This window comes from Streptomyces sp. NPDC000878 (assembly GCF_053599695.1).
Genome location: NZ_JBSFMT010000026.1, coordinates 89,208 through 107,821, shown reverse-complemented (window position 1 = coordinate 107,821; position 18,614 = coordinate 89,208). Strand labels below are relative to the sequence as shown.

Annotated in this window: 15 protein-coding genes; 7 read left to right on the top strand and 8 right to left on the bottom strand. The window is 70.6% G+C overall.

Going from position 1 to position 18,614, the window contains the following annotated elements:
* Nucleotide 1: 1 nt before the first annotated feature.
* Complete coding sequence (locus ACWDR4_RS23620) at nucleotides 2-1,312, bottom strand: glycoside hydrolase family 26 protein (protein WP_450411297.1); 1,311 nt, start codon at nucleotides 1,310-1,312, stop codon at nucleotides 2-4.
* A gap of 124 nt (nucleotides 1,313-1,436) precedes the next feature.
* Between ACWDR4_RS23620 and ACWDR4_RS23615 the strand changes: the two genes are divergently transcribed.
* The 3 genes from ACWDR4_RS23615 (at nucleotide 1,437) to ACWDR4_RS23605 (ending at nucleotide 4,817) form a co-directional block, all read left to right on the top strand.
* Nucleotides 1,437-2,783 (top strand): carboxylate--amine ligase, encoded by a 1,347-nt coding sequence (locus tag ACWDR4_RS23615; protein WP_450411295.1) that lies wholly within the window; start codon nucleotides 1,437-1,439, stop codon nucleotides 2,781-2,783.
* The gene (locus tag ACWDR4_RS23610) at nucleotides 2,783-4,057 is read left to right on the top strand and encodes an NAD(P)-binding domain-containing protein (protein WP_450411293.1); all 1,275 of its coding nucleotides are present in this window, start codon (nucleotides 2,783-2,785) and stop codon (nucleotides 4,055-4,057) included. The genes ACWDR4_RS23615 and ACWDR4_RS23610 overlap by 1 nt, the downstream gene beginning before the upstream one ends.
* Before the next feature lie 157 nt (nucleotides 4,058-4,214).
* A complete protein-coding gene (locus ACWDR4_RS23605) occupies nucleotides 4,215-4,817 on the top strand; it encodes a hypothetical protein (protein ID WP_450411291.1) in 603 nt (200 codons plus the stop codon).
* A gap of 345 nt (nucleotides 4,818-5,162) precedes the next feature.
* On the opposite strand, the gene ACWDR4_RS23600 is transcribed toward ACWDR4_RS23605, so the two are convergent.
* On the bottom strand, nucleotides 5,163-5,414 hold the full coding sequence (locus tag ACWDR4_RS23600) for a chaplin (protein WP_450411289.1): 252 nt from the start codon (nucleotides 5,412-5,414) through the stop codon (nucleotides 5,163-5,165).
* Nucleotides 5,415-5,708: 294 nt separating this feature from the next.
* Nucleotides 5,709-6,122 carry a rodlin gene (locus ACWDR4_RS23595; RefSeq protein ID WP_450411287.1) on the bottom strand — a complete coding sequence of 138 codons (414 nt, stop codon included), beginning with the start codon at nucleotides 6,120-6,122 and terminating at the stop codon, nucleotides 5,709-5,711.
* Nucleotides 6,123-6,312: 190 nt separating this feature from the next.
* Here ACWDR4_RS23595 and ACWDR4_RS23590 point away from each other — a divergent pair, with 190 nt between their 5' ends.
* The 3 genes from ACWDR4_RS23590 (at nucleotide 6,313) to ACWDR4_RS23580 (ending at nucleotide 8,435) form a co-directional block, all read left to right on the top strand.
* Nucleotides 6,313-6,723, top strand: a complete 411-nt coding sequence (locus ACWDR4_RS23590) for a rodlin (RefSeq protein WP_450411286.1) — start codon at nucleotides 6,313-6,315, stop codon at nucleotides 6,721-6,723.
* Between the two features lie 93 nt (nucleotides 6,724-6,816).
* Nucleotides 6,817-7,905 (top strand): LCP family protein, encoded by a 1,089-nt coding sequence (locus ACWDR4_RS23585; protein ID WP_450411284.1) that lies wholly within the window; start codon nucleotides 6,817-6,819, stop codon nucleotides 7,903-7,905.
* 122 nt (nucleotides 7,906-8,027) lie between these two features.
* Nucleotides 8,028-8,435, top strand: coding sequence for a rodlin (locus ACWDR4_RS23580; protein WP_105975079.1), 408 nt, complete (start codon nucleotides 8,028-8,030; stop codon nucleotides 8,433-8,435).
* Between the two features lie 89 nt (nucleotides 8,436-8,524).
* Here the strand turns inward: ACWDR4_RS23580 and ACWDR4_RS23575 are convergent, their stop codons facing one another.
* The 4 genes from ACWDR4_RS23575 to ACWDR4_RS23560 form a co-directional block, all read right to left on the bottom strand.
* The gene (locus tag ACWDR4_RS23575; protein WP_450411281.1) at nucleotides 8,525-10,465 is read right to left on the bottom strand and encodes an AMP-dependent synthetase/ligase; all 1,941 of its coding nucleotides are present in this window, start codon (nucleotides 10,463-10,465) and stop codon (nucleotides 8,525-8,527) included.
* A 163-nt stretch (nucleotides 10,466-10,628) separates the two neighbouring features.
* Nucleotides 10,629-12,242: a YfbK domain-containing protein gene (locus ACWDR4_RS23570; protein WP_450411279.1), complete on the bottom strand. Its 1,614-nt coding sequence runs from the start codon at nucleotides 12,240-12,242 to the stop codon at nucleotides 10,629-10,631.
* A 157-nt stretch (nucleotides 12,243-12,399) separates the two neighbouring features.
* Nucleotides 12,400-13,314: an ABC transporter permease gene (locus tag ACWDR4_RS23565; protein WP_450411277.1), complete on the bottom strand. Its 915-nt coding sequence runs from the start codon at nucleotides 13,312-13,314 to the stop codon at nucleotides 12,400-12,402.
* Complete coding sequence (locus ACWDR4_RS23560; RefSeq protein WP_450411275.1) at nucleotides 13,311-15,968, bottom strand: alpha/beta fold hydrolase; 2,658 nt, start codon at nucleotides 15,966-15,968, stop codon at nucleotides 13,311-13,313. The genes ACWDR4_RS23565 and ACWDR4_RS23560 overlap by 4 nt, the downstream gene beginning before the upstream one ends.
* 223 nt (nucleotides 15,969-16,191) lie before the next feature.
* On the opposite strand from ACWDR4_RS23560, the gene ACWDR4_RS23555 reads away from it, so the two are divergent.
* On the top strand, nucleotides 16,192-17,028 hold the full coding sequence (locus ACWDR4_RS23555) for a hypothetical protein (protein ID WP_450411350.1): 837 nt from the start codon (nucleotides 16,192-16,194) through the stop codon (nucleotides 17,026-17,028).
* Between the two features lie 69 nt (nucleotides 17,029-17,097).
* Here the strand turns inward: ACWDR4_RS23555 and mmsA are convergent, their stop codons facing one another.
* Complete coding sequence (gene mmsA / locus ACWDR4_RS23550; RefSeq protein ID WP_450411273.1) at nucleotides 17,098-18,600, bottom strand: CoA-acylating methylmalonate-semialdehyde dehydrogenase; 1,503 nt, start codon at nucleotides 18,598-18,600, stop codon at nucleotides 17,098-17,100.
* Between the last annotated feature and the right edge of the window lie 14 nt (nucleotides 18,601-18,614).

Genomic DNA, 18,614 nt, shown 5'->3' with positions numbered 1-18,614 from the left:
GTCACCGGTTGCGCGACCACCAGTCGAACTTCAGGCACAGCTTCCCGCCGAGCCAGTACTCCACCCAGTCGCCCAGCTCCAGCGGCGAACAGTTGGCCGGCGGCTGCGGCACGGGCGGCGTGACCGGGTCCGTCGGCTTCGGCGGCTCCGGGGTCGGGTCGGGTGTCGGGACGGTCGGCACAGTCGGCTCCGGATCCTTACGGCCCGTCAGGATCTGGCGGTACACCTCGGACGCCTTCGGATTGCTGCCGCACTGCCACACGCCGTGCGGACAGTAGTCGGTCAGCGTGTTGTACAGCGGCTTGTGCTCGTCCATCCACGCGAGCATGCGCCGCATGTACTCCGGGTTGTCGCCGTTGCGGAACAGCCCCCATTCCGGATAGGAAATGGGCTTTCCGTGCGCCTTGGCGAAATCAACGTGCGCCTGAAGTCCGTACGGCTCGCTGATCTGCTCGTCGAATGAGATCCCGCGCGGCTGGTCGTACGAGTCCATGCCGATGATGTCGACCGTGTCGTCCCCCGGATAACACTGCGTCCAGGGAATGGCGTCACGGCCCCGGGTCGGATTGAAATCGAACCGGAACTTCTGGCCCGGCACCGCCCGCATGGTGGTGACGATCCTGTTCCAGTACTTCTTCCAGGCCTCCGGGTCCGGCCCGCAGCGAGAGGTGTAGGTAATGCCGTTCATCTCCCAGCCGAGCACGATCACGGTGTCCGGGATCTTCAGCGCGACCAGCCGCTCGGCCAGGGCGCGGAAGTGGTGATCGTAGAGACCGGCCGCGCCGCGCCGCAGCAGCCCCCGGACCTCGCGGTCGGAGACGCCCGCCTCGTTGCGCTCCTGCATGGGCACGTTGAGGACGAACAGCCGGTCCTCCTCGGCCCGCCGCCAGTCCGCCCACACATCGAGGAACCCGGGCAGTCCCTCGATGTTGCTCCACAGGTCACCCGGCAGGTAGGTGTGCCCGACGGTGAGATCGGCGTCGCCCAGCCAGCGGCTCAGCTCGGCGATCCTGGCCGTGCCCCGGGCGCCGTCGTAGTCGACGTACGCGCCGAAGGCGGGCAGCTTCGGCGGCTCGGGAGGTTCGGGGGGCTCGGGGCTGGGCGGCTCGGGCGGCTCTGGCGGCACCGGGGGTTCGGGGGCCACGGGAGCGACCGGTGCCACCGTCCCGGTGGGTGGTACGGGGACGGGAGGATCGGCCACCCCCGCGCCCACGGCGTAACCCGGACCCGTCGCCAGAACAGCCGACACGGCGACCGCCGCCGCTATGAACGCCAGCCGTCCGGATCGGGCCCGTCGCTTGTGTGCGGCCATTCCTGCTCCTTCTTCTGCTCCTTCTCCTGCTTTTCACCTACTGACACTCAGTCATACAAATGCGAATTCCGCCACCGCGCCTAAGACTTTCGAGTGAACCGACCCGAAGGAAACCCGAAAACACATGTCCGTGTCGCTCCTCGACACCCGTGTCCCCGCCGTCCTGGTGCGGACCGACCGGAATCCCTTTCACCACGGAACGCTGGGCGCCGTACGCTCCCTCGGCCGGGCGGGAGTCGACGTCCACCTGATCGCCGACGTGAGCGGAAGTCCCGTACGCAGATCCCGTTTCGTACGCCGGCTGCATCCCCCGCCGCCACCCGGCGCCGCCACCGCCGACATCGCCCGCGCGCTGCTGCGGGTGGCCGCCCAGATCGCGCGGCCCGCCGTACTGATCCCGCTCGACGACGCGAGCGCCGTCGCGGTGGGCCGGGCCCGGGCCGAGCTGTCGCCCGCCTTTCTGCTGCCGCAGCAGCCCGGCGCGCTGGCCGAACGGGTGGCCGACAAGGCCGAACTGGCCGCCGTGTGCGCGGCCGTGGGCGTCCCGCACCCGCTGACGCTGATCCCGGACAGCGCGGCCGAGGCCGCCGCCGCGGCCTGGCGGCTCGGCCTGCCGACGATGGCGAAGTGGAGCCGGCCCTGGCTGCTCCCGGCGGGCAGCGGGCTGCGCAGCACGGTCGTCGTGCGCTCGACGCGGCAGGCACGGGAGCTGTATCTGCGCACGGAGGAGGCGGGCAGCCGGCTGCTGCTCCAGGAGTTCCTGCCGCCCGGACCCGACCTCGACTGGTTCTGCCACGGGTACGCCGACCGCACCGGGACCGTGCGCGGCGGCGGCCCAGGGCGCAAGCTGCACGCCTGGCCACGCGGCGCCGGACTGACCGCGGTGGGCCACTGGACCCCGAACACGCCGGTACGGGCGCTCACCGAACGCCTGATCGGCGAACTGGGCTACCGGGGCATCTTCGACCTCGACTTCCGCCGCTGCGCCACCACCGGCGGCTACCACCTGCTCGACTTCAACCCGCGCCCCGGCGCCCAGTTCCGGCTCTTCACCGACACGGCCGGCCTGGACGTCGTACGCGCCCAGCACCTCGATCTGACCCACCGTCCGATGCCGGAGGGGGCGGCCCGGCCGGGGCGGGCGTTCGTGGTCGAGAACTACGCGCCGCTCAGCGCGCTGCGTCCGGCGCCGGCCGGCCGCGAACTGGCCTGGCACGCCCCGGACGACCTCGCGCCCGGCTGGGCGATGTGGGCCCTGTGGGCGCGGCACGTCGGCCGCCGGCTGCCGTCCCGGCTGCGCCGGCTGTCCGAGCGGGCGGAGCCGGACGACACACGGGCCCGCGTGGTCCGCCAGGCGGCGAGCCCGCCGGGGCTCCTGCCCGACGGCTCCCCGGCCACCTCTCCGGCCGCCTCCCCCGTCACTTCTCCGACCGACTCCCTGACCGACGACGAGAAAGCGAGCAGTTGCTGATGTACGACCTGCTGGTGGTGGGCGCGGGCCCGTACGGCCTGTCCATCGCCTCCCACGCCGCGGGCGCCGGGCTCCGGCTGCGCGTGTTCGGCCGGCCCATGGCCTCGTGGCGGGACCACATGCCCCGGGGCATGTACCTCAAGTCGGAGCCGTGGGCGTCGAACCTGTCCGACCCCGACGGCCGTTGGCGCCTGGACACGTACTGCGCCGCCCGGGGCGTCGAGGCCCGGCACGGGGAGCCGATCCCGCTGGAGATGTTCGCCGCGTACGGCCAGTGGTTCGCCCGCAACGCCGTCCCCGAGGTCGACGAGCGGACGGTGACGCGGGTGGCGCCCGTCGCCGGGGGCTTCGAGGCGGTGACGGAGGACGGCGAGACGGTACGCGCCCGGACGGTCGCCCTGGCGGTCGGTGTCCTCCCCTTCGTAGAGATCCCGGCCACCCTTCGCGATCTCTCCCCCGACCTCGTCTCGCACAGCAGCCACCACTGCGAACTCGACCGCTTCCGTGGCCGGGACGTCACGGTGATCGGCGGCGGCCAGGCGGCCCTGGAGACGGCGGCCCTGCTCGCCGAACAGGGCACGCGGGTACGGGTGTTGGCTCGGGCGGAGCAACTGAACTGGAACGACGTACCGCCCGCGCGGGAGCGCCCCTGGTGGCGCTCGGCCCGCGCCCCGCACAGCGGCCTGGGCTGCGGCTGGCGCAACTGGTTCTACGCCGAACGCCCCGGCCTCTACCACCGCCTCCCCGAACCGACCCGGGCCCGTATCGCCACCACGGCCCTGGGCCCGGCGGGCGCCTGGTGGGTACGCGCCCGCGTCGAACCGGGGGTGGAGGTGCTGCTGGGCCAGGAGGGCGCGGAGGCACGGGAGTTGGCGGGCGGGGCGGGTGGCGTACGGCTGGACACGGTCACCCGGTCCGGCGAGCGGCGCTCCCTGGAGACCGAACACGTCATCGCGGCAACGGGGTTCAGGGCGACGACCGATCGGCTGGGTCTGCTGGACGCCCAACTCGCGGGTGGCATGGGCGCGTTGGCGGACGGTTCGTCCGTGGTCGGGCGGCACTTCGAGTCCTCGTACCCCGGTCTGTTCCTGGCGGGACTGGTGACGGCGTCCGGCTTCGGGCCGGCGATGCGGTTCGTGCATGGGGCGACGTTCACGGCGGAGACGCTCGTACGGGGGGTGCGGCGGCGGTTGCGGGCGGGGGTGGGGAGTCGTGGCGTGACGGTGCCGGCGCCTGGGCGGCGCGTGGACGTGCGCTCTCGCTCCGCTGGGTAGGCGGTTGGTTCGTTTTCTGCGGGACGCTCCGCTGGGGGCGCGGTTTTTTGCCGCGGGCCCGGTGGGGGCTTGTCGCGCAGTTCCCCGCGCCCCTGAACGAGCCCCGCGCTCCCCTTTCGGGGCGCGCGGGGCTCGTTCGGGTTGCGGGAGCTTACCCGTGCCTCACTCGTGGGCGCCGGGGCCGCCGCGTCGGCCTCGTCTGTACAGGACGAATCCACTCGCGATCATCGCGACGCTGACCGCCGAGGCCGCGAACAACTCCTCCCGACTGCCGGTCGGCGGCAGGTGGGGCGGCTTCGCCGGCGGGGTGGTCGGCGGGGTGGTGATGGGGGGCGTCGTTGTCGTCGGCGGGTGTGTGGGGGGCTTCGTCGGGGGCTTCGTCGGAGGCTTGGTCGGCGGCTTCGTGGGGGGCTTCGTGGGGGGCTTGGTCGGCGGCTTCGTCGGAGGCTTCGTGGGCGGCTTCGTGGGCGGCTTCGTCGGAGGCTTCGTCGGAGGCTTCGTCGGCGGCTTCGTCGGAGGCTTCGTCGGAGGCTTCGTCGGCGGCTTCGTCGGCGGCTTCGTCGGCGGCTTCGTCGGAGGCTTCGTCGGAGGCTTCGTCGGCGGCTTCGTCGGCGGCTTCGTGGGCGGCTTCGTCGGAGGCTTCGTCGGAGGCTTGGTCGGCGGCTTCGTCGGAGGCTTCGTGGGCGGCTTCGTCGGCGGCTTCGTCGGAGGGCCCGTCGGAGGGCCCGTCGGGGGCTTCGTCGGTGGGGTGTCGCCGTAGCCGCCAGGCGGGTTCGAGTCGCCGTGGCCGTTGTCGTCCTCGTGGCCGTAGCCGTTGTTGCCGCCGTTGCCGTAGCCGTTGACCTTGGCGGGGTCGTCGTGCGGGGCTCCGGGTGCGGGCGAGGTGTTGGCGCAGGAGTTGCCGCAGGTGTCCACGTCGGCGAGGGCCGGAATGCCGTACAGGGTCAAGAGGCTCGTCGCGGCGGCCGCCACGACCATCCCCCTGCTCAGAGTGGGTCGCATTCTGATTATCTTCCTAATGGGAGAGGTGAGAAAAAGCCGGCCTTGGCACCGAGAGGCTCTCCAAGACCGGCCCAGACACCGCCGAACGGCTGGTGCGACGACCTCAGTCGTTGACGCAGGTGTTGCCGAACGCCGGGTTCAGCAGCGCGATGACGTTGATCGAGTTGCCGCACACGTTGACGGGAACGTGGACGGGAACCTGGACGACGTTGCCGGAGAGCACGCCCGGGGAGTGCGCGGCGAAGCCCTCGGCCTCGGCGTCCGCGAACGCCGGGGAGGCCATTCCGAGCGCCATGATCGCGCCTGCGATGACAGCAACGCTCTTCTTCATGAGGTTTCCCTTCTCTGCGGTCATGCCCCTATGTCGGCCGAAACCGAGCGAGCACAGCATGAACGGCTCGCACCATGACCGGCAGTTGTAAAACGAGGGATAGACAGCCGAAGAAACTACGGAACGTGATCCGGTGGGTAATTCACTCGAACGCCCTGAAGCAGCGGAAAACACGGTCCACACGAAAGGCTGAAGAAATCCGGAACCCTGGAAGGCACAAAAAAGCGGGCAGCCCCCGCACTTGGTGCGGGGGCTGCCCGAGCTGCATCCGCGGGCGACCGGACGACTGTTGACGGCCGGTCAGCCGACGGCGACAGATCAGCTGTTGGCGATGCCGTTGCCTGACAGGACCGGGATGTCGCTGAGGACGTGCGCCAGCGGCTCGTCACCCTTGGCCTGCGTCGAGTTCTCGGCGCACTGCTGGTTCTGCGGGGCCGACAGGATCGGGATGTCCTGGACGGCGACCGGGACGAGAACGCCCACGAGGGAGCCCACGTTGCCCTTGACGGGCAGACCGACACAGAGCTTGTTGACGCTGCCCTGCGCGAGGCTCATCTGGGGGCTCATGTCGCCCTTGGTCAGGGAGTTGCCGAACTTCGAGACCGCCCCGTTCCCGCTGACGGACGTGGTGCCGCCGTCGTCCGCTGTGGCAAGCGCCTGGGGGGCGGTCGCCGCCGAGACTCCGACGACAGATGCGGCTACCGCCGCCGCGGCCATTGCCTTCTTCAGCATTTCGCTTTCCTTTCCTGGCAGAGACACACGTTCCTGCTCCCGCTTCAACCGGACGGGCGGGGATTGGTTTCGCTGCTTCACCCAGTTGGCCGTTGTGGGCCATCAGAGTGAATGGCAGCAACCATGCGCGCCGAAGACAGTTGATCAGAACGGCTCCGGTGGACGGGGTTTCTTCCGAAGGGACTTGCAAGTGATCAAGAAGGTTATGGCTGCTGCGGCGATCGCCGCTTCCGTCGTCGGTGCCTCCGCTGCGGTGGCGACCCCGGCGCTGGCGATCGCGAACGACGGTGGCACGACGTCCACCAGCGGCAACGGCGCCATCCAGAAGTACGGCAACTCCGCCACGTACGGCAACATGAGCCCCCAGATGGCGCTCATCCAGGGCTCGCTCAACAAGCCCTGCATCGGTCTGCCGGCCAAGGTCAACGCCGGTTCGCTCGTGGGCCTCGTGCCGATCGCCGTCCAGGACATCAACGTTCTGTCGGCTCCGCAGAACCAGCAGTGTGTCGAGAACTCGACGCAGGCCAAGGGCGACGAGCCCCTGTCGCACATCCTCAGCGACATCCCGGTCCTGTCCGGCAACGGCGTGGGCAACAACTGAGACGACTGAGTCGGGCGTACGTCCGGGCTCTCTTCGAGTTCTCACCAGCGGGCCGTCGAATTCTCGGCGGCCCGCTGGCCTACGTTGCGTCAGGTGACGACGAGACACCCTTTGTTCCGGTTTTCCCGTCCTGCCCACCTGTCCCGGCTCTCCCGGCTGTGCGGTGTCGCGGTGCTGTGCGCGGCGACCGCCATCGGCTGCGGTACGCCCGAGCAGCCGCCGCTGGCCCCCGTGGGCGGCGCCGTCCCCGCCAAGGGCACCGACATCCTGCTGCTGGGTACGGACGGCCGTAGCACCATCACCGAGAAGGAGCGCCGCAAGTTCCACGCGGGCGGCGTTCCCTGCAACTGCGCGGACGTGATGATGCTCATCCATGTGTCCGCCAAGCGCGACCGCGTCAGCGTGATCGGCCTGCCGCGCGACTCCTTCGCCACGATTCCGGCGTACAGGCACGAACAGTCCGGGAGGCAGCGCCCCGCGCATCCCGCGAAGCTCAACGGCGCGTACGCGGAGGGCGGCGCCCGACTGGTCGAACATACGGTGGAGGCGGTGACCGGGGTGAGTGTCGAGCAGTATCTGCAGCTCGACTTCCGGCGGTTCATCGACGCCGTCGACCAGGTCGGCGGGGTCGAGGTGTGCACCGCGCGGCGGCTCAAGGACCCCAAGACCAAGCTGAATCTGACGCCGGGACGGCATCTGCTCAAGGGCGGGCAGTCCTTGCAGTACGTCCGCTCGCGGAAGGTCGACCAGAGCGCCGACCTGGGGCGGATCCAGCGGCAGCAGCGGTTCCTGGTCGCGGCGCTGGAACAGCTGACCGCCCGGAAGGTCCTCACCGACCCCGTCGTCATGGGCCGGGTCGCCCGGACGCTGCTCGGGCCGGCCAAGGTCGAGCAGGGCTTCGGGAAGGACGGCGCGAAGGCGCTCGTCACGCTCGCCTCGACGCTGAGCAAGGTGCCGGCCACGCGGACGGAGTTCGCCACCGTGCCGATCGCCGGGTTCAACCCGCCGATGGACGGCATCGGTTCGACGCTGCGCTGGCACGACGCGAAGGCCAAGGCGATGTTCACCAAGGTGCGCGAGGACCGGCCGCTGATCGCGGCGGGCACGGATCCCCGGCCCGACGATCCGCCGGTGTTCGGGAAGGACGTACCGGTGCGCGGGAACCGGCTCGCTTGCCCCTGAATCTCGACTCGTACACCTCGCACGCTGGGCCAATCGGGGCAATCACCGCAACCCCGGCCGGGGTTCGGCCGTTGACGATCACGCAGCTCCTCACCGGAGTCCGCTTTTCGAAGGGAATGAACATGAAGAAGCTGTGGGCAACCGCGGCCATCGCCGCCTCCGTCGCCGGTATCTCGGCGACGGCAGCACCCCAGGCCCTGGCGATCGCCGATGACGGTGGCACCACTTCCGTCAGCGGCAACGGCGCCGAGCAGGAGTTCGGCAACTCGGCCACGTTCGGTGACATGAGCCCGCAGCTCTCGCTGGTCCAGGGTTCGCTGAACAAGCCGTGTGTCGGCCTCCCGGCCAAGCTCAACGTCGGTTCCGTCGTCGGCCTGGTGCCGATCGCCGTCCAGGACATCCCGATCCTGTCGGCCCCGCAGAACCAGCAGTGTGTCGAGAACTCGACGCAGGCCAAGGGTGACGAGCCCCTGTCGCACATCCTCAGCGACATCCCCGTGCTGTCCGGCAACGGCGCCGGCAACAGCTGAGCCTCCCCGCTCGGTTGCGGCGGCGGGTCACCGGTTCTCCGGTGGCCCGCCGTTCGGCGTTCTACGGGGCTATGTGCGTCATACGTGCGTCACTTGCTGTACAGCGCCTCGATCTCGGCCGCGTACGCCTCCCGTACCGCATGGCGTTTGACCTTGAGGGACGGGGTGAGCTGGCCGTTGTCCTCGGTGAACTCGCCCTCGACCAGGGTGAAGGCGCGGATCGACTCGGCCCGGGAGACCGCCGCGTTGGCGTGGTCCACGGCCCGTTGGACGTCGGCGCGCATCCGGGGATCGCGGATCACCTCGGACATCGGGGTGTCGGCGGGCATCCCCCGTACGGCGAGCCAGTGGGCGACGGAGTCGGGGGCGAGGGTGATCAGGGCGGCGACGAAGGGGCGGTTGTCGCCGACGACCATGCACTGGCCGACCGGGGCGCGGCTGCGCAGCCGGTCCTCCAGGACGGCCGGGGCTACGTTCTTGCCGCCGGAGGTGACGATGATGTCCTTCTTGCGGCCGGTGATGGTGAGGTAGCCGTCGTCGTCGAGGGCGCCGAGGTCGCCGGTCGCGAACCAGTCGTCGCTGCCGAGTACCGCGTCCGTCGCCGCCGGGTTGTTCCAGTAGGCGCCGAAGACGACCCCGCCCTTGACGAGGACCTCACCGTCGTCGGCGATCCGGACGGCGGTGCCGGGGACCGGGAGGCCGACCGTGCCGGGGCGGGGGGCCAGGGGCGGGACGAGGGTGGCGGCGGAGGTCGTCTCGGTGAGGCCGTAGCCCTCGTAGACGATGATTCCGGCGGCGTAGAAGAAGAGGCTGAGGTCGCGGTCGAGCGGGGAGCCGCCGCTGATGGCGTACCGCATGCGCCCGCCCAGCTCCTTGCGGATACGGCGGTACACGAGCAGGTCGTACAGGGCCCAGGCGGCGTAGAGGCCGGGGCCGGGGCCCTTGGCGACCTTGCCGTCTGTCGCGAGGAACTTCTCCAGGTACGCCTCGGCGAAGCGGACGCCGATGCGGTGGGCGCGGTCGAAGGAGGAGGCTCGGCCCATCTTCTCCGCGGTCGCGCGGCCGGTGGCGTGGATCCGCTCGAAGAGGTACGGGACGCCGACAAGGAAGGTCGGCCTGAACTCCCGCAGCACCGGGCGGAGTTCGTCGGGCTTGATGCTGGGGAAGTGGCCGATCTCGATCCGGGCCATCAGACAGCCGATCTGAAGGGCGCGGCCCATGATGTGGGCGAGGGGGAGGAAGAGGAGGGTCGAGGCGGTCTGGCCGGTGACCTCCTTGAAGATCGGGTGCAGCAGCTCGATGACGTTCGCTGCCTCGTGGTGCAGGTTGGCGTGGGTGAGGACGCAGCCCTTCGGCTGGCCTGTGGTGCCGGAGGTGTAGCAGATGGTGGCGGTGGTGTCGGGGGTCAGGGCGGCGCGCCGCTTGGCCACCTCGTCGTCGGGTATGTCCCGGCCCAGGGTGGTGAGTTCGGCCATCGCACCCTCGTCCAGGGTGAGGATGCGCGGGGGTTCGGGGTGGGCGGCCGTGCCGGTGGTGACGGTGGCCGTGTTGTCGGGCGTTTCCGTCACCACCAGGCGAGCCCCCGAGTCCCTGACGATCCAGTCCACTTGGGCTGCGGACGAGGTGGCGTAGACGGGGACGGTCTGGCCGCCGGCCGCCCAGATCGCGAAGTCCAGGACCGTCCACTCGTAGCGGGTACGGGACATCACCGCGACCCGGCCGCCCTGTTCGAGGCCCGCCGCCATCAACCCCTTTGCGGTGGCGGTGACTTCGGCGGCGAAGGTGGCGGCTGTGATCGGGTGCCAGGTGCCGTCGGCGGTACGGCGGCGCAGGATCACCGCGTCCGGGGCCTCGGTGGCGTTGGTGTAGGGGAGGTCTGCGGTGCTGCCTGTGGTGGGGGGTGCGACCATCGGGGCGGCGCTGGCCTCGCGGACGGTGTTGGTCTTCTCGTCGCGGGTCAGGTCGACCTGGTGGCGGGTCGCCAGGTCGGTGCGGCGCTTTGCCTGTTTCAGGTCCTTGCGTACGCCCATGGTGCCGGCTCCCGGTGGTCTTGGTCCTCCTGAGTCCAAGTCAAGTTACTTGGGCGTAGCGGAAGTTCAATGGGTTGCGCAGAAACAGGTGGTTCGTTGGCCGCGGGGCGGTGGGGGCTGGTCGCGCAGTTCCCCGCGCCCCTAACGGGGCGCTGCGCGCCACCTAGCCCTCATAGCGGTTCGCCTGTTCTATTGCCTCCGCCAGTTGGTGTACCGCATTGTCTTCCGTCGTTTCTGCCAGCTCATCCGCCCTCTCGGCCAGTTCGCCCAGGGTCGGGGTGCTCGGCAGGGTGGTCCAGCGGTCGTCGCCCCTGCGTAGGGCGTCGGCGAAGTATGCGGCCACCGCTGTCACCTGGAAGCGGGGCGGGGCGTTCCAGAGGGTGTCGTTCAGGGTGTTCGACTCCAACTGGCCCGATTCCTCGTGGGGTTCGCGGGATTCGGGGTCGAGCCAGCGGACCGTTGCCGTGGCGAGGTGGCCCGAGGTGGACTGCTTGGTGCGGACGGCGTAGAGGGCGGTGACCGTGTGGCCGGGGCCCACCTCTCCCCCGTCCACGCTGTCGTCGCGGAAGTCGTCGTCGGCGACCCGGCGGTTGTCGTAGCCGATCAGGCGGAACTCGGCCACCGTCTCCGGGTCGAAGGCGACCTGGGCCTTGGCGTCGCGGGCCGTGAGGTCGATGTTGCGCGGGAGCTGCTCGCAGAACACCTTGCGGGCGTCGGTCTCGTTCGAGACGTAGGTGGTGTGGCCGTCGCCCTTGTCGGCGAGCTGTTCCATCAGGGCGTCGCCGTAGTCGCTGCCGACGCCTACGCCGAAGAGGGTGATGCCGTGTTCGCGGCGGGCGTCGGAGATGCGGTCGAGGATCGAGTCGGCGTCGGTGTCGCCTGTGTTGGCCAGTGCGTCCGAGACCAGGACGACCCGGTTCGTGGCGTCCTCACGGAGGCCCTCCACCGCTGTGGCGTAACCCGTGCGGACGCCCGCGCCGAGGTTCGTCGACTCGGTGGGCTCCAAGTCGTCGATCGCGTCGTGGACCTCGTCGCGGTGGTCGTCGAGGCGGGTCATCGGCAGGACGGTCTCGGCCTCGTCGCTGAAGGTGACGATCGCGACGGAGTCGTCGTCGCGCAGTCGGTCCGTCATCACGCCGAGGGAGTCCTTGGCGAGGTCGAGGCGGCCTGGCTCGGCCATGGAACCGGAGATGTCGATGACGAACGTCAGCGCTGCGGGCGGGCGTTCACCCTCTTCCTCGGCGGTGCGGGTGGCCAGGCCCACGCGGACCAGGGACCAGTTCTTGCGGTCGGTGCGGGCGCCGTCGACGGTGACCGAGAAGCCGTTGCCGTCGGGGCGTTCGTAGTCCTGGCGGAAGCTGTTGACGAACTCCTCCGGCCGGACCGTCGCCGGGTCGGGCAGGCGGCCGTCGGCGAGGGTGCGGCGCGCGTAGCCGTACGAGGCGGTGTCGACGTCGAGGGCGAAGGTGGAGAGGTAGTCGGGGGACGGGGCGAACTCGCCGTCCGTCTCCCCTTCCGACTCCCCCTCCGTGGTGCCTTCGCGTCCGCTCTGGTCGCCGTCCTGCTGCTCGCCGGAGCTGTCGGGCAGAGAAGGCACGTAGCCCCCCGAGCCGCCGCCGGAATCCTGCTTGCCGCTCTGGCCGTTGCCCTGGCCGCTGTCGCTGCTGCTGCCGTCGCTCACGCCGCTGCATCCGGTCAGCAGCAGCCCGCTCACTGCCGTCAGCGCGATCAGTGCGCCGCGCAGGTGTCGTGTTCGGTGGCTCCCGTACCGCTCCATCTGCCGTGCCCCCTCCGTCCGTTGACGTCGGCCGACGTCAACTTCTGTGACTGTGACGGCGAAGGGGGCCGGAATGTGCGGTACGGGGCATTGCGGATGGATCTCGAAGTGGCCACGAGAGGCCGCCTCCGAGACCGGTAGGTGATCCTCCGGTGACCTAGGAGACGACGTCCTTGCGGGCGAAACCCCGGAAGGCCAGGGCGAACAGGACCAGGGCGTACGTTACCGAGAGGGAGACGCCCTGGATCATGTCGGTGTAGTCGGGCTTCGGGTTGACGACGTCCAGCCAGGCGTACTGCCAGTGTGTGGGCAGGAAGTGGCGCCAGTCGCCGAGGGCGGTGACCTCGTCGAGGACGCTGCCGACGATGGTGAGGCCGACGGCGCCCCCGACCGCGCCGAGCGGGGCGTCGGTCTTCGTGGAGAGCCAGAACGCCAGCGCGGCGGTGACCAGTTGGGACACGAAGATGTACGCCACGGTGATCAGCAGGGCCTGCGCGGCGGTGCCCGGGGCGATCTCACCGCCGGTGGGCAGCTCCAGCGGGCCCCAGCCGTACGCCACCGAGCCGACGACGAGCGCGACGACCGGCAGCAGCACGAGCGCCGCCAGGCTGAGGCTGAGTCCGACGGCGAGCTTGGACCACAGCAGCCGGGCGCGCGGCACGGGAGCGGCGAGGAGGTAGCGCAGGGAGGACCAGCTGGCCTCCGAGGCGACCGTGTCGCCGCAGAACAGCGCGACGGGGATGACGAGCAGGAAGCCCGCCGCGGCGAACAGGTTCACCGCGGCGAAGTTCGCGCCGGACGCGGTGGCCGTGTCCATCAGGTTCACCCGGTTGCTGCCCTCGCCGGGCGTGCCGCCGACCTGGAAGGCGATCAGCAGCACGAGCGGCAGGGCGAACAGGATGCCGCCCATGACCATGGTGCGGCGGCGCTTCAGCTGCCGGACCAACTCGACCCGGAAGGGCAGGGTGCGGCCCGCGCGGTAGCCGTCGGCGACCTCCAAGGGCGTCTTGGGCCCCTTGGGTTCCGTGGGCCCGGGTTCTGCGTGCTCGGCACGCTCGGCCAGCGTGCTCATGCGGACTCTCCGATCAGGGTGAGGAAGGCGTCTTCGAGGCGGCGGTGCGGGCCGACCGACTCCACGGGGACCTCCAGCCGTACGAGTTCGGCGACCAGTCGGCGGGCGTTGCCGTCGGTGTCGAGGCGGACCACCAGGCCGCCGTCGGCGCGTACGGCCGAGTCGACGCCGGGCAGGGCGGCGATCTTCTCGACGAGGGGCTCGTCCACGGGCTCGGACGTGCCGACCAGCAGCGTGTCGCCGGAGCCGACGATCTCGCTGACGGGGCCCGCCTGGACGAGCTTGCCGTGGTCCATGACGACCAGGTGCGTGCAGGTCTGCTCGACCTCCGCCAGGAGGTGGCTGGAGACGATGACCGTACGGCCGGCCTCCGCGTACCGGATCATCACCTCGCGCATCTCGCGGATCTGCGGCGGGTCGAGGCCGTTGGTCGGCTCGTCGAGGATGAGGAGGTCGGGCAGGCCGAGCATGGCCTGGGCGATGGCGAGGCGCTGGCGCATGCCCTGGGAGTAGGTGCGGACCGCGCGGGCCAGGGCGTCGCCGAGGCCGGCGATCTCCAGGGCCTCGTCCATGTGGGCGTCCTCGGCCGGGCGACCTGTGGCCGCCCAGTACAGCTCCAGGTTCTCGCGGCCGGACAGGTGCGGGAGGAAGCCCGCGCCCTCGACGAAGGCGCCGACGCGGGAGAGCACCGGGGCGCCCGGCACGATCGCGTGGCCGAAGACGCGGATCTGGCCGGCGTCCGGCTGGATCAGGCCCATCAGCATGCGCAGGGTCGTCGTCTTGCCCGCGCCGTTCGGCCCGAGCAGGCCCAGGACATGGCCCTTCTCCACGCGGAAGGTGAGATCGCGGACGCTGTAGCGGTCGCCGTTCTTGTACTTCTTGCTCAGATCGGTGATCTGGAGCGGGACCTCGGCGAGCGCGGGGTCGGGGGCGGGGGTGACGATCCGGCGGCGGCCGGTGACCAGCAGGAGCGCGGCGATCAGGGCGCCGGCGATCGGCAGGTACCAGACCCAGGCGGGCAGGACGTCCGTACGGTCGGCCCGGCCGAGCGGCGTGGGCACCTCCAGGGCGCCCTTCAGGGAGACGGTGTACGTCGCCGGGGTCAGCGGGGAGGCGTAGCCGAGGTCGGTGGAGGCGAGGACCAGGCGGAGGCGGTGGCCGTCGTCGAGTTCGTGGTCGATGGCCGGGAGGGTGAGCTTCACGTCCTTGCCGGCCTTGGCGCCCTCGACGCGGAGGGGCTCGACCAGCTGGGACGGGAGGACCTGTGATCTGCCGTCCGGGCCGACGTCGTACACCTTGGCGAAGAGGACGGCGTCCTCGCTGGTCGACTTCACATGGACCGTGGCCGTGGGCGAGCCGGTGATCTGGAGGTCGTCCGTGACGGGCTTCGACTCGAACGCGGCGAACTGGCCGGGGAAGTCGAGGGAGATGCTGACACCGAGCGAGGACAGCTGGGAGAGGCCGCCGCCGGCGCCGAGGCCGGGCAGGGCCGACACGGCGGGCGGGCTGGCGCCGGCCGGGTTCTCGAAGGTCTGCTCGCGTCCGGCGAGGGCGATCGACCGCGGGTCGCTCTCCAGGCCCGGGTAGGTGTCGTCGGTCGTACCGGCGAGGCGGGGCTCGCCGTCGCCGGAGCCGGAGCCGAGGGTACGGGTGACGCGGAAGGCGGAGCCGGTGTCGGCGCCCTTGTCGTCCTTGAGGTACCGGTCGAACCAGGACTCGACCCGGGACTGGACGCGGGAGGTCTCCATGTCGCCGCCGTCGTGGCCGCCGGCGATCCAGTCGACGTCCACGGGTGCGCCGTTGGCCTTGATCGCCTTGGCGGCGGCGTCGGCCTGGCCGAGCGGGAAGAGGGAGTCGGTCTGGCCCTGGAACAGCAGGGTGGGCACCTTGATGCGGTCGCCGACGGCCTCGGGGCTGCGCTCTTCGAGGAGCTTCACCGCTGCGGCGTCGGGCTGCCCGGACTCGGCGACCCGCTGGTACATCTCACAGAGCTGCGTCTCGAACTTGGCGCAGCCGCCCCCGGTGTTGAAGAAGATGCCGGCCCACAGCTTCTTGAAGACGCCGTTGGGGAAGAGGGCGTCCGAGAGGTTCCAGTAGGTGATGGCCGGGGCGATGGCGTCGACCCGCTGGTCGTACCCGGCGGCGAGGAGCGAGATGGCGCCGCCGTAGGACCCGCCGGCCATGCCGACGCGCGGGTCGCCCTTCTTGTCGAGCTGGACCTCCGGCCGCGCGGCCAGCCAGTCGATGAGTTTCGAGACGTCGGCGACCTCGGCCTTCGGGTCGTTGAGCCCGATCTTGCCGGTGCTTCTGCCGAAGCCGCGCGCGGACCAGGTCAGTACCGCGTACCCGTCGCGGGCGAGGTCCTGGGCCTGGTCGCGCAGGTCGTCCTTGCTGCCGCCGAATCCGTGCGCGAGCAGGACGGCGGGGCGGCGGTCGTCGCTCGACCCCGCCGTGAAGTACGACGTGTCGATGCGCACCCCGCCGCCGACGTCCATGACCCGGTCGGCGCGGTGCACCGCGGGCGCGTCGCCGGAGGCGACGGCCGTCCACGTACCGGCACCGGCGAGCAGGACGACGGCGGCGGCCACGACGGCGATCAGCCGTCGTGGCCGCCGGGGCCGCGCCCCTCGCAGTCCGGGCATTCGAAGATCCATGCGTCAACGGTACGGGCCGCCGCTGACATCCGGGGCAACCACCGGTCGGAACCTCCGGCCATCCTGGAGGCGTACGGCACGGGACGGCGTACACCAGCCGTGGTACGGACGGGCACATGATCGGCCGGTGATCGGGCCGTGACTCGATAATCCGTCGCGGCGATGTCAGTGCTTCGCACTACAGTTCAGTGTTCACAACGGACACACAGCCATGGGGGAACACATGAAGCTGCGGCACACCGCTGCCTGGGTGGGGTTCACGGCGGCGGCGCTGGTCGCGGCCTCCGGGTGCGGCGCGGAGACCGTCAAGCACGCCGCCGAGGCGGTGGACGACACCGGCGCGATCATGGCGGCGCTCGCCCGGGCGACCGACCGGACCGAGGAACTGGGGTCCGCCGAGGTCTCCGTGACCACCGACCTGGGCAACGGCCCGATTGCCATGGAGGGTACGTACTCCTGGGGCGACGGGTTCGCGTACGACCTCGAGATGGACACCAGGGCCGCGCAGATGCAGGACGTCCAGGACGACCCGACCATCCACGCGCTGTTCGTGGGCGGCGACTACTACTACGACGTCGACCCGCAGCCCTCCGGCCCCTTCAAGGGCAAGGAGTGGATGAAGGTCGACGGGTCGGTCGTGTTCGGCGAGCAAGGCGCCCAAGCGGTGACCGCGAGCGGCGGTGGCAGTCCTACGGCCTTCATGCGGAGCCTCAAGTACGCGAAGGACGTCGAGGATCTGGGCGTACAGACCCTGAACGGGCAGCGCACGACCCACTACCGGGCCGTGATCGACCAGAGCCGGATGGGCGGGCTGAAGGAGGTCTACGGCAAGGAGGGCACCCTCTTCGACTCGGCGACCGGCGGCGGGACGTCCATAGACATGGACGTCTGGGTCGGCGCCAAGGACCTGCCGGTCCGGATCAAGCAGAAGATCGGGACGATGACCGTCACCATGGACTTCCGGAAGTTCGGCGCCACGGCAAAGGTCACACCGCCGCCGACGGCGCAGACGGCCGACGTCAGCGAGCTGCTCAAGTCGGCCAGCCAGCAGCAGGGCTGAGTACCTGCGTGTACGCCGGTGCCCCGCCTCCGGAGGGAAGCGGGGCACCGGCGTACAGCGGGAACCGGCTCAGTGGTTGCGCGGGAATCCGAGGTCGACGCCCGACGGGCCGTCCGCCGGGTCGGGCCAGCGGGTGGTGACGACCTTGCCTCGGGTGTAGAAGTGGGTGCCGTCGTTGCCGTAGATGTGGTGGTCGCCGAACAACGAGTCCTTCCAGCCGCCGAAGGAGTGGTAGCCCACCGGGACGGGGATCGGGACGTTGACGCCGACCATGCCGGCCTCGACCTCCAGCTGGAAGCGGCGGGCGGCGCCGCCGTCCCGGGTGAAGATCGCGGTGCCGTTGCCGAAGGGGGAGGCGTTGATCAGCGCCAGGCCCTCCTCGTAGGTGTCGACGCGCAGGACGGTCAGGACCGGGCCGAAGATCTCGTCCTGGTAGGCCTTCGCCGTCGTGGGGACCTTGTCGAGGAGGGAGATGCCGATCCAGTGGCCGTCCTCGAAGCCCTCGACCGTGAAGCCGGAGCCGTCCAGGACCACCTCGGAGCCCTCGGCCGCCGCGCCGGTGACGTAGGAGGCCACCTTGTCGCGGTGGACCTTGGTGATCAGCGGGCCCATCTCGGAGGTGGGGTCGTTGCCGGGGCCGATCTTGATCTTTTCCGCGCGTTCGCGGATCTTCTGCACGAGGTCGTCGCCGATCGCGCCCACCGCGACCACGGCCGAGATCGCCATGCAGCGCTCGCCCGCCGAGCCGTAGGCCGCCGACACCGCGGCGTCGGCCGCCGCGTCCAGGTCCGCGTCCGGGAGGACCAGCATGTGGTTCTTGGCGCCGCCCAGGGCCTGGACGCGCTTGCCGTTCGCCGAGGCCGTGGTGTGGATGTAGCGGGCGATCGGCGTCGAGCCTACGAAGGAGACCGCCTTGACGTCGGGGTGCTCCAGGAGGCGGTCGACCGCCACCTTGTCGCCGTGGACGACGTTGAAGACGCCGTCCGGCAGGCCCGCCTCGGCCAGCAGTTCGGCGAGCTTCATCGCCGCCGACGGGTCCTTCTCGGACGGCTTCAGCACGAAGGTGTTGCCGCACGCGATGGCGATCGGGAACATCCACATCGGGACCATCGCCGGGAAGTTGAACGGCGTGATGCCCGCGACGACACCGAGGGGCTGACGGATCGACGAGACGTCGACCCGGCTCGCCACCTCCGTCGACAGCTCGCCCTTCAGCTGCACGGTGATCCCGCACGCGAGTTCGACGATCTCCAGGCCTCGGGCGACCTCACCCAGCGCATCGGAGTGCACCTTGCCGTGCTCCGCCGTGATCAGCTCGGCGATCGCGTCCCGGTTCGCGTCCAGCAGTGCGCGGAACTTGAAGAGGATGGTGCTGCGCTTGGCGAGGGACGCCTTGCCCCAGGTCGCGTACGCGTCCTTGGCCGCCGCCACCGCCGCGTCGACCTCGTCGACGGTCGCGAAGGCGACGTTCGTGGTGACCGCGCCGGTCGCGGGGTCGGTGACCGGCCCGTACGTGCCCGACGCGCCCTCGACGGTCTTGCCGCCGATCCAGTGGTTGACGATCTTCGTCATGCCCAGGTTCTCCT

Bases quoted from the DNA above. Each gene is read 5' to 3' on its own strand.
- ACWDR4_RS23555 (WP_450411350.1), top strand. From the start codon at position 16,192: ATGAAGCTGCGGCACACCGCTGCCTGGGTGGGGTTCACGGCGGCGGCG.
- ACWDR4_RS23620 (WP_450411297.1), bottom strand. From the start codon at position 1,312: ATGGCCGCACACAAGCGACGGGCCCGATCCGGACGGCTGGCGTTCATA.
- ACWDR4_RS23575 (WP_450411281.1), bottom strand. From the start codon at position 10,465: ATGGGCGTACGCAAGGACCTGAAACAGGCAAAGCGCCGCACCGACCTG.
- ACWDR4_RS23610 (WP_450411293.1), top strand. From the start codon at position 2,783: ATGTACGACCTGCTGGTGGTGGGCGCGGGCCCGTACGGCCTGTCCATC.
- ACWDR4_RS23570 (WP_450411279.1), bottom strand. From the start codon at position 12,242: ATGGAGCGGTACGGGAGCCACCGAACACGACACCTGCGCGGCGCACTG.
- ACWDR4_RS23560 (WP_450411275.1), bottom strand. From the start codon at position 15,968: ATGGATCTTCGAATGCCCGGACTGCGAGGGGCGCGGCCCCGGCGGCCA.
- ACWDR4_RS23565 (WP_450411277.1), bottom strand. From the start codon at position 13,314: ATGAGCACGCTGGCCGAGCGTGCCGAGCACGCAGAACCCGGGCCCACG.
- ACWDR4_RS23595 (WP_450411287.1), bottom strand. From the start codon at position 6,122: ATGCTGAAGAAGGCAATGGCCGCGGCGGCGGTAGCCGCATCTGTCGTC.
- ACWDR4_RS23580 (WP_105975079.1), top strand. From the start codon at position 8,028: ATGAAGAAGCTGTGGGCAACCGCGGCCATCGCCGCCTCCGTCGCCGGT.
- ACWDR4_RS23600 (WP_450411289.1), bottom strand. From the start codon at position 5,414: ATGACCGCAGAGAAGGGAAACCTCATGAAGAAGAGCGTTGCTGTCATC.
- mmsA (WP_450411273.1), bottom strand. From the start codon at position 18,600: ATGACGAAGATCGTCAACCACTGGATCGGCGGCAAGACCGTCGAGGGC.
- ACWDR4_RS23615 (WP_450411295.1), top strand. From the start codon at position 1,437: ATGTCCGTGTCGCTCCTCGACACCCGTGTCCCCGCCGTCCTGGTGCGG.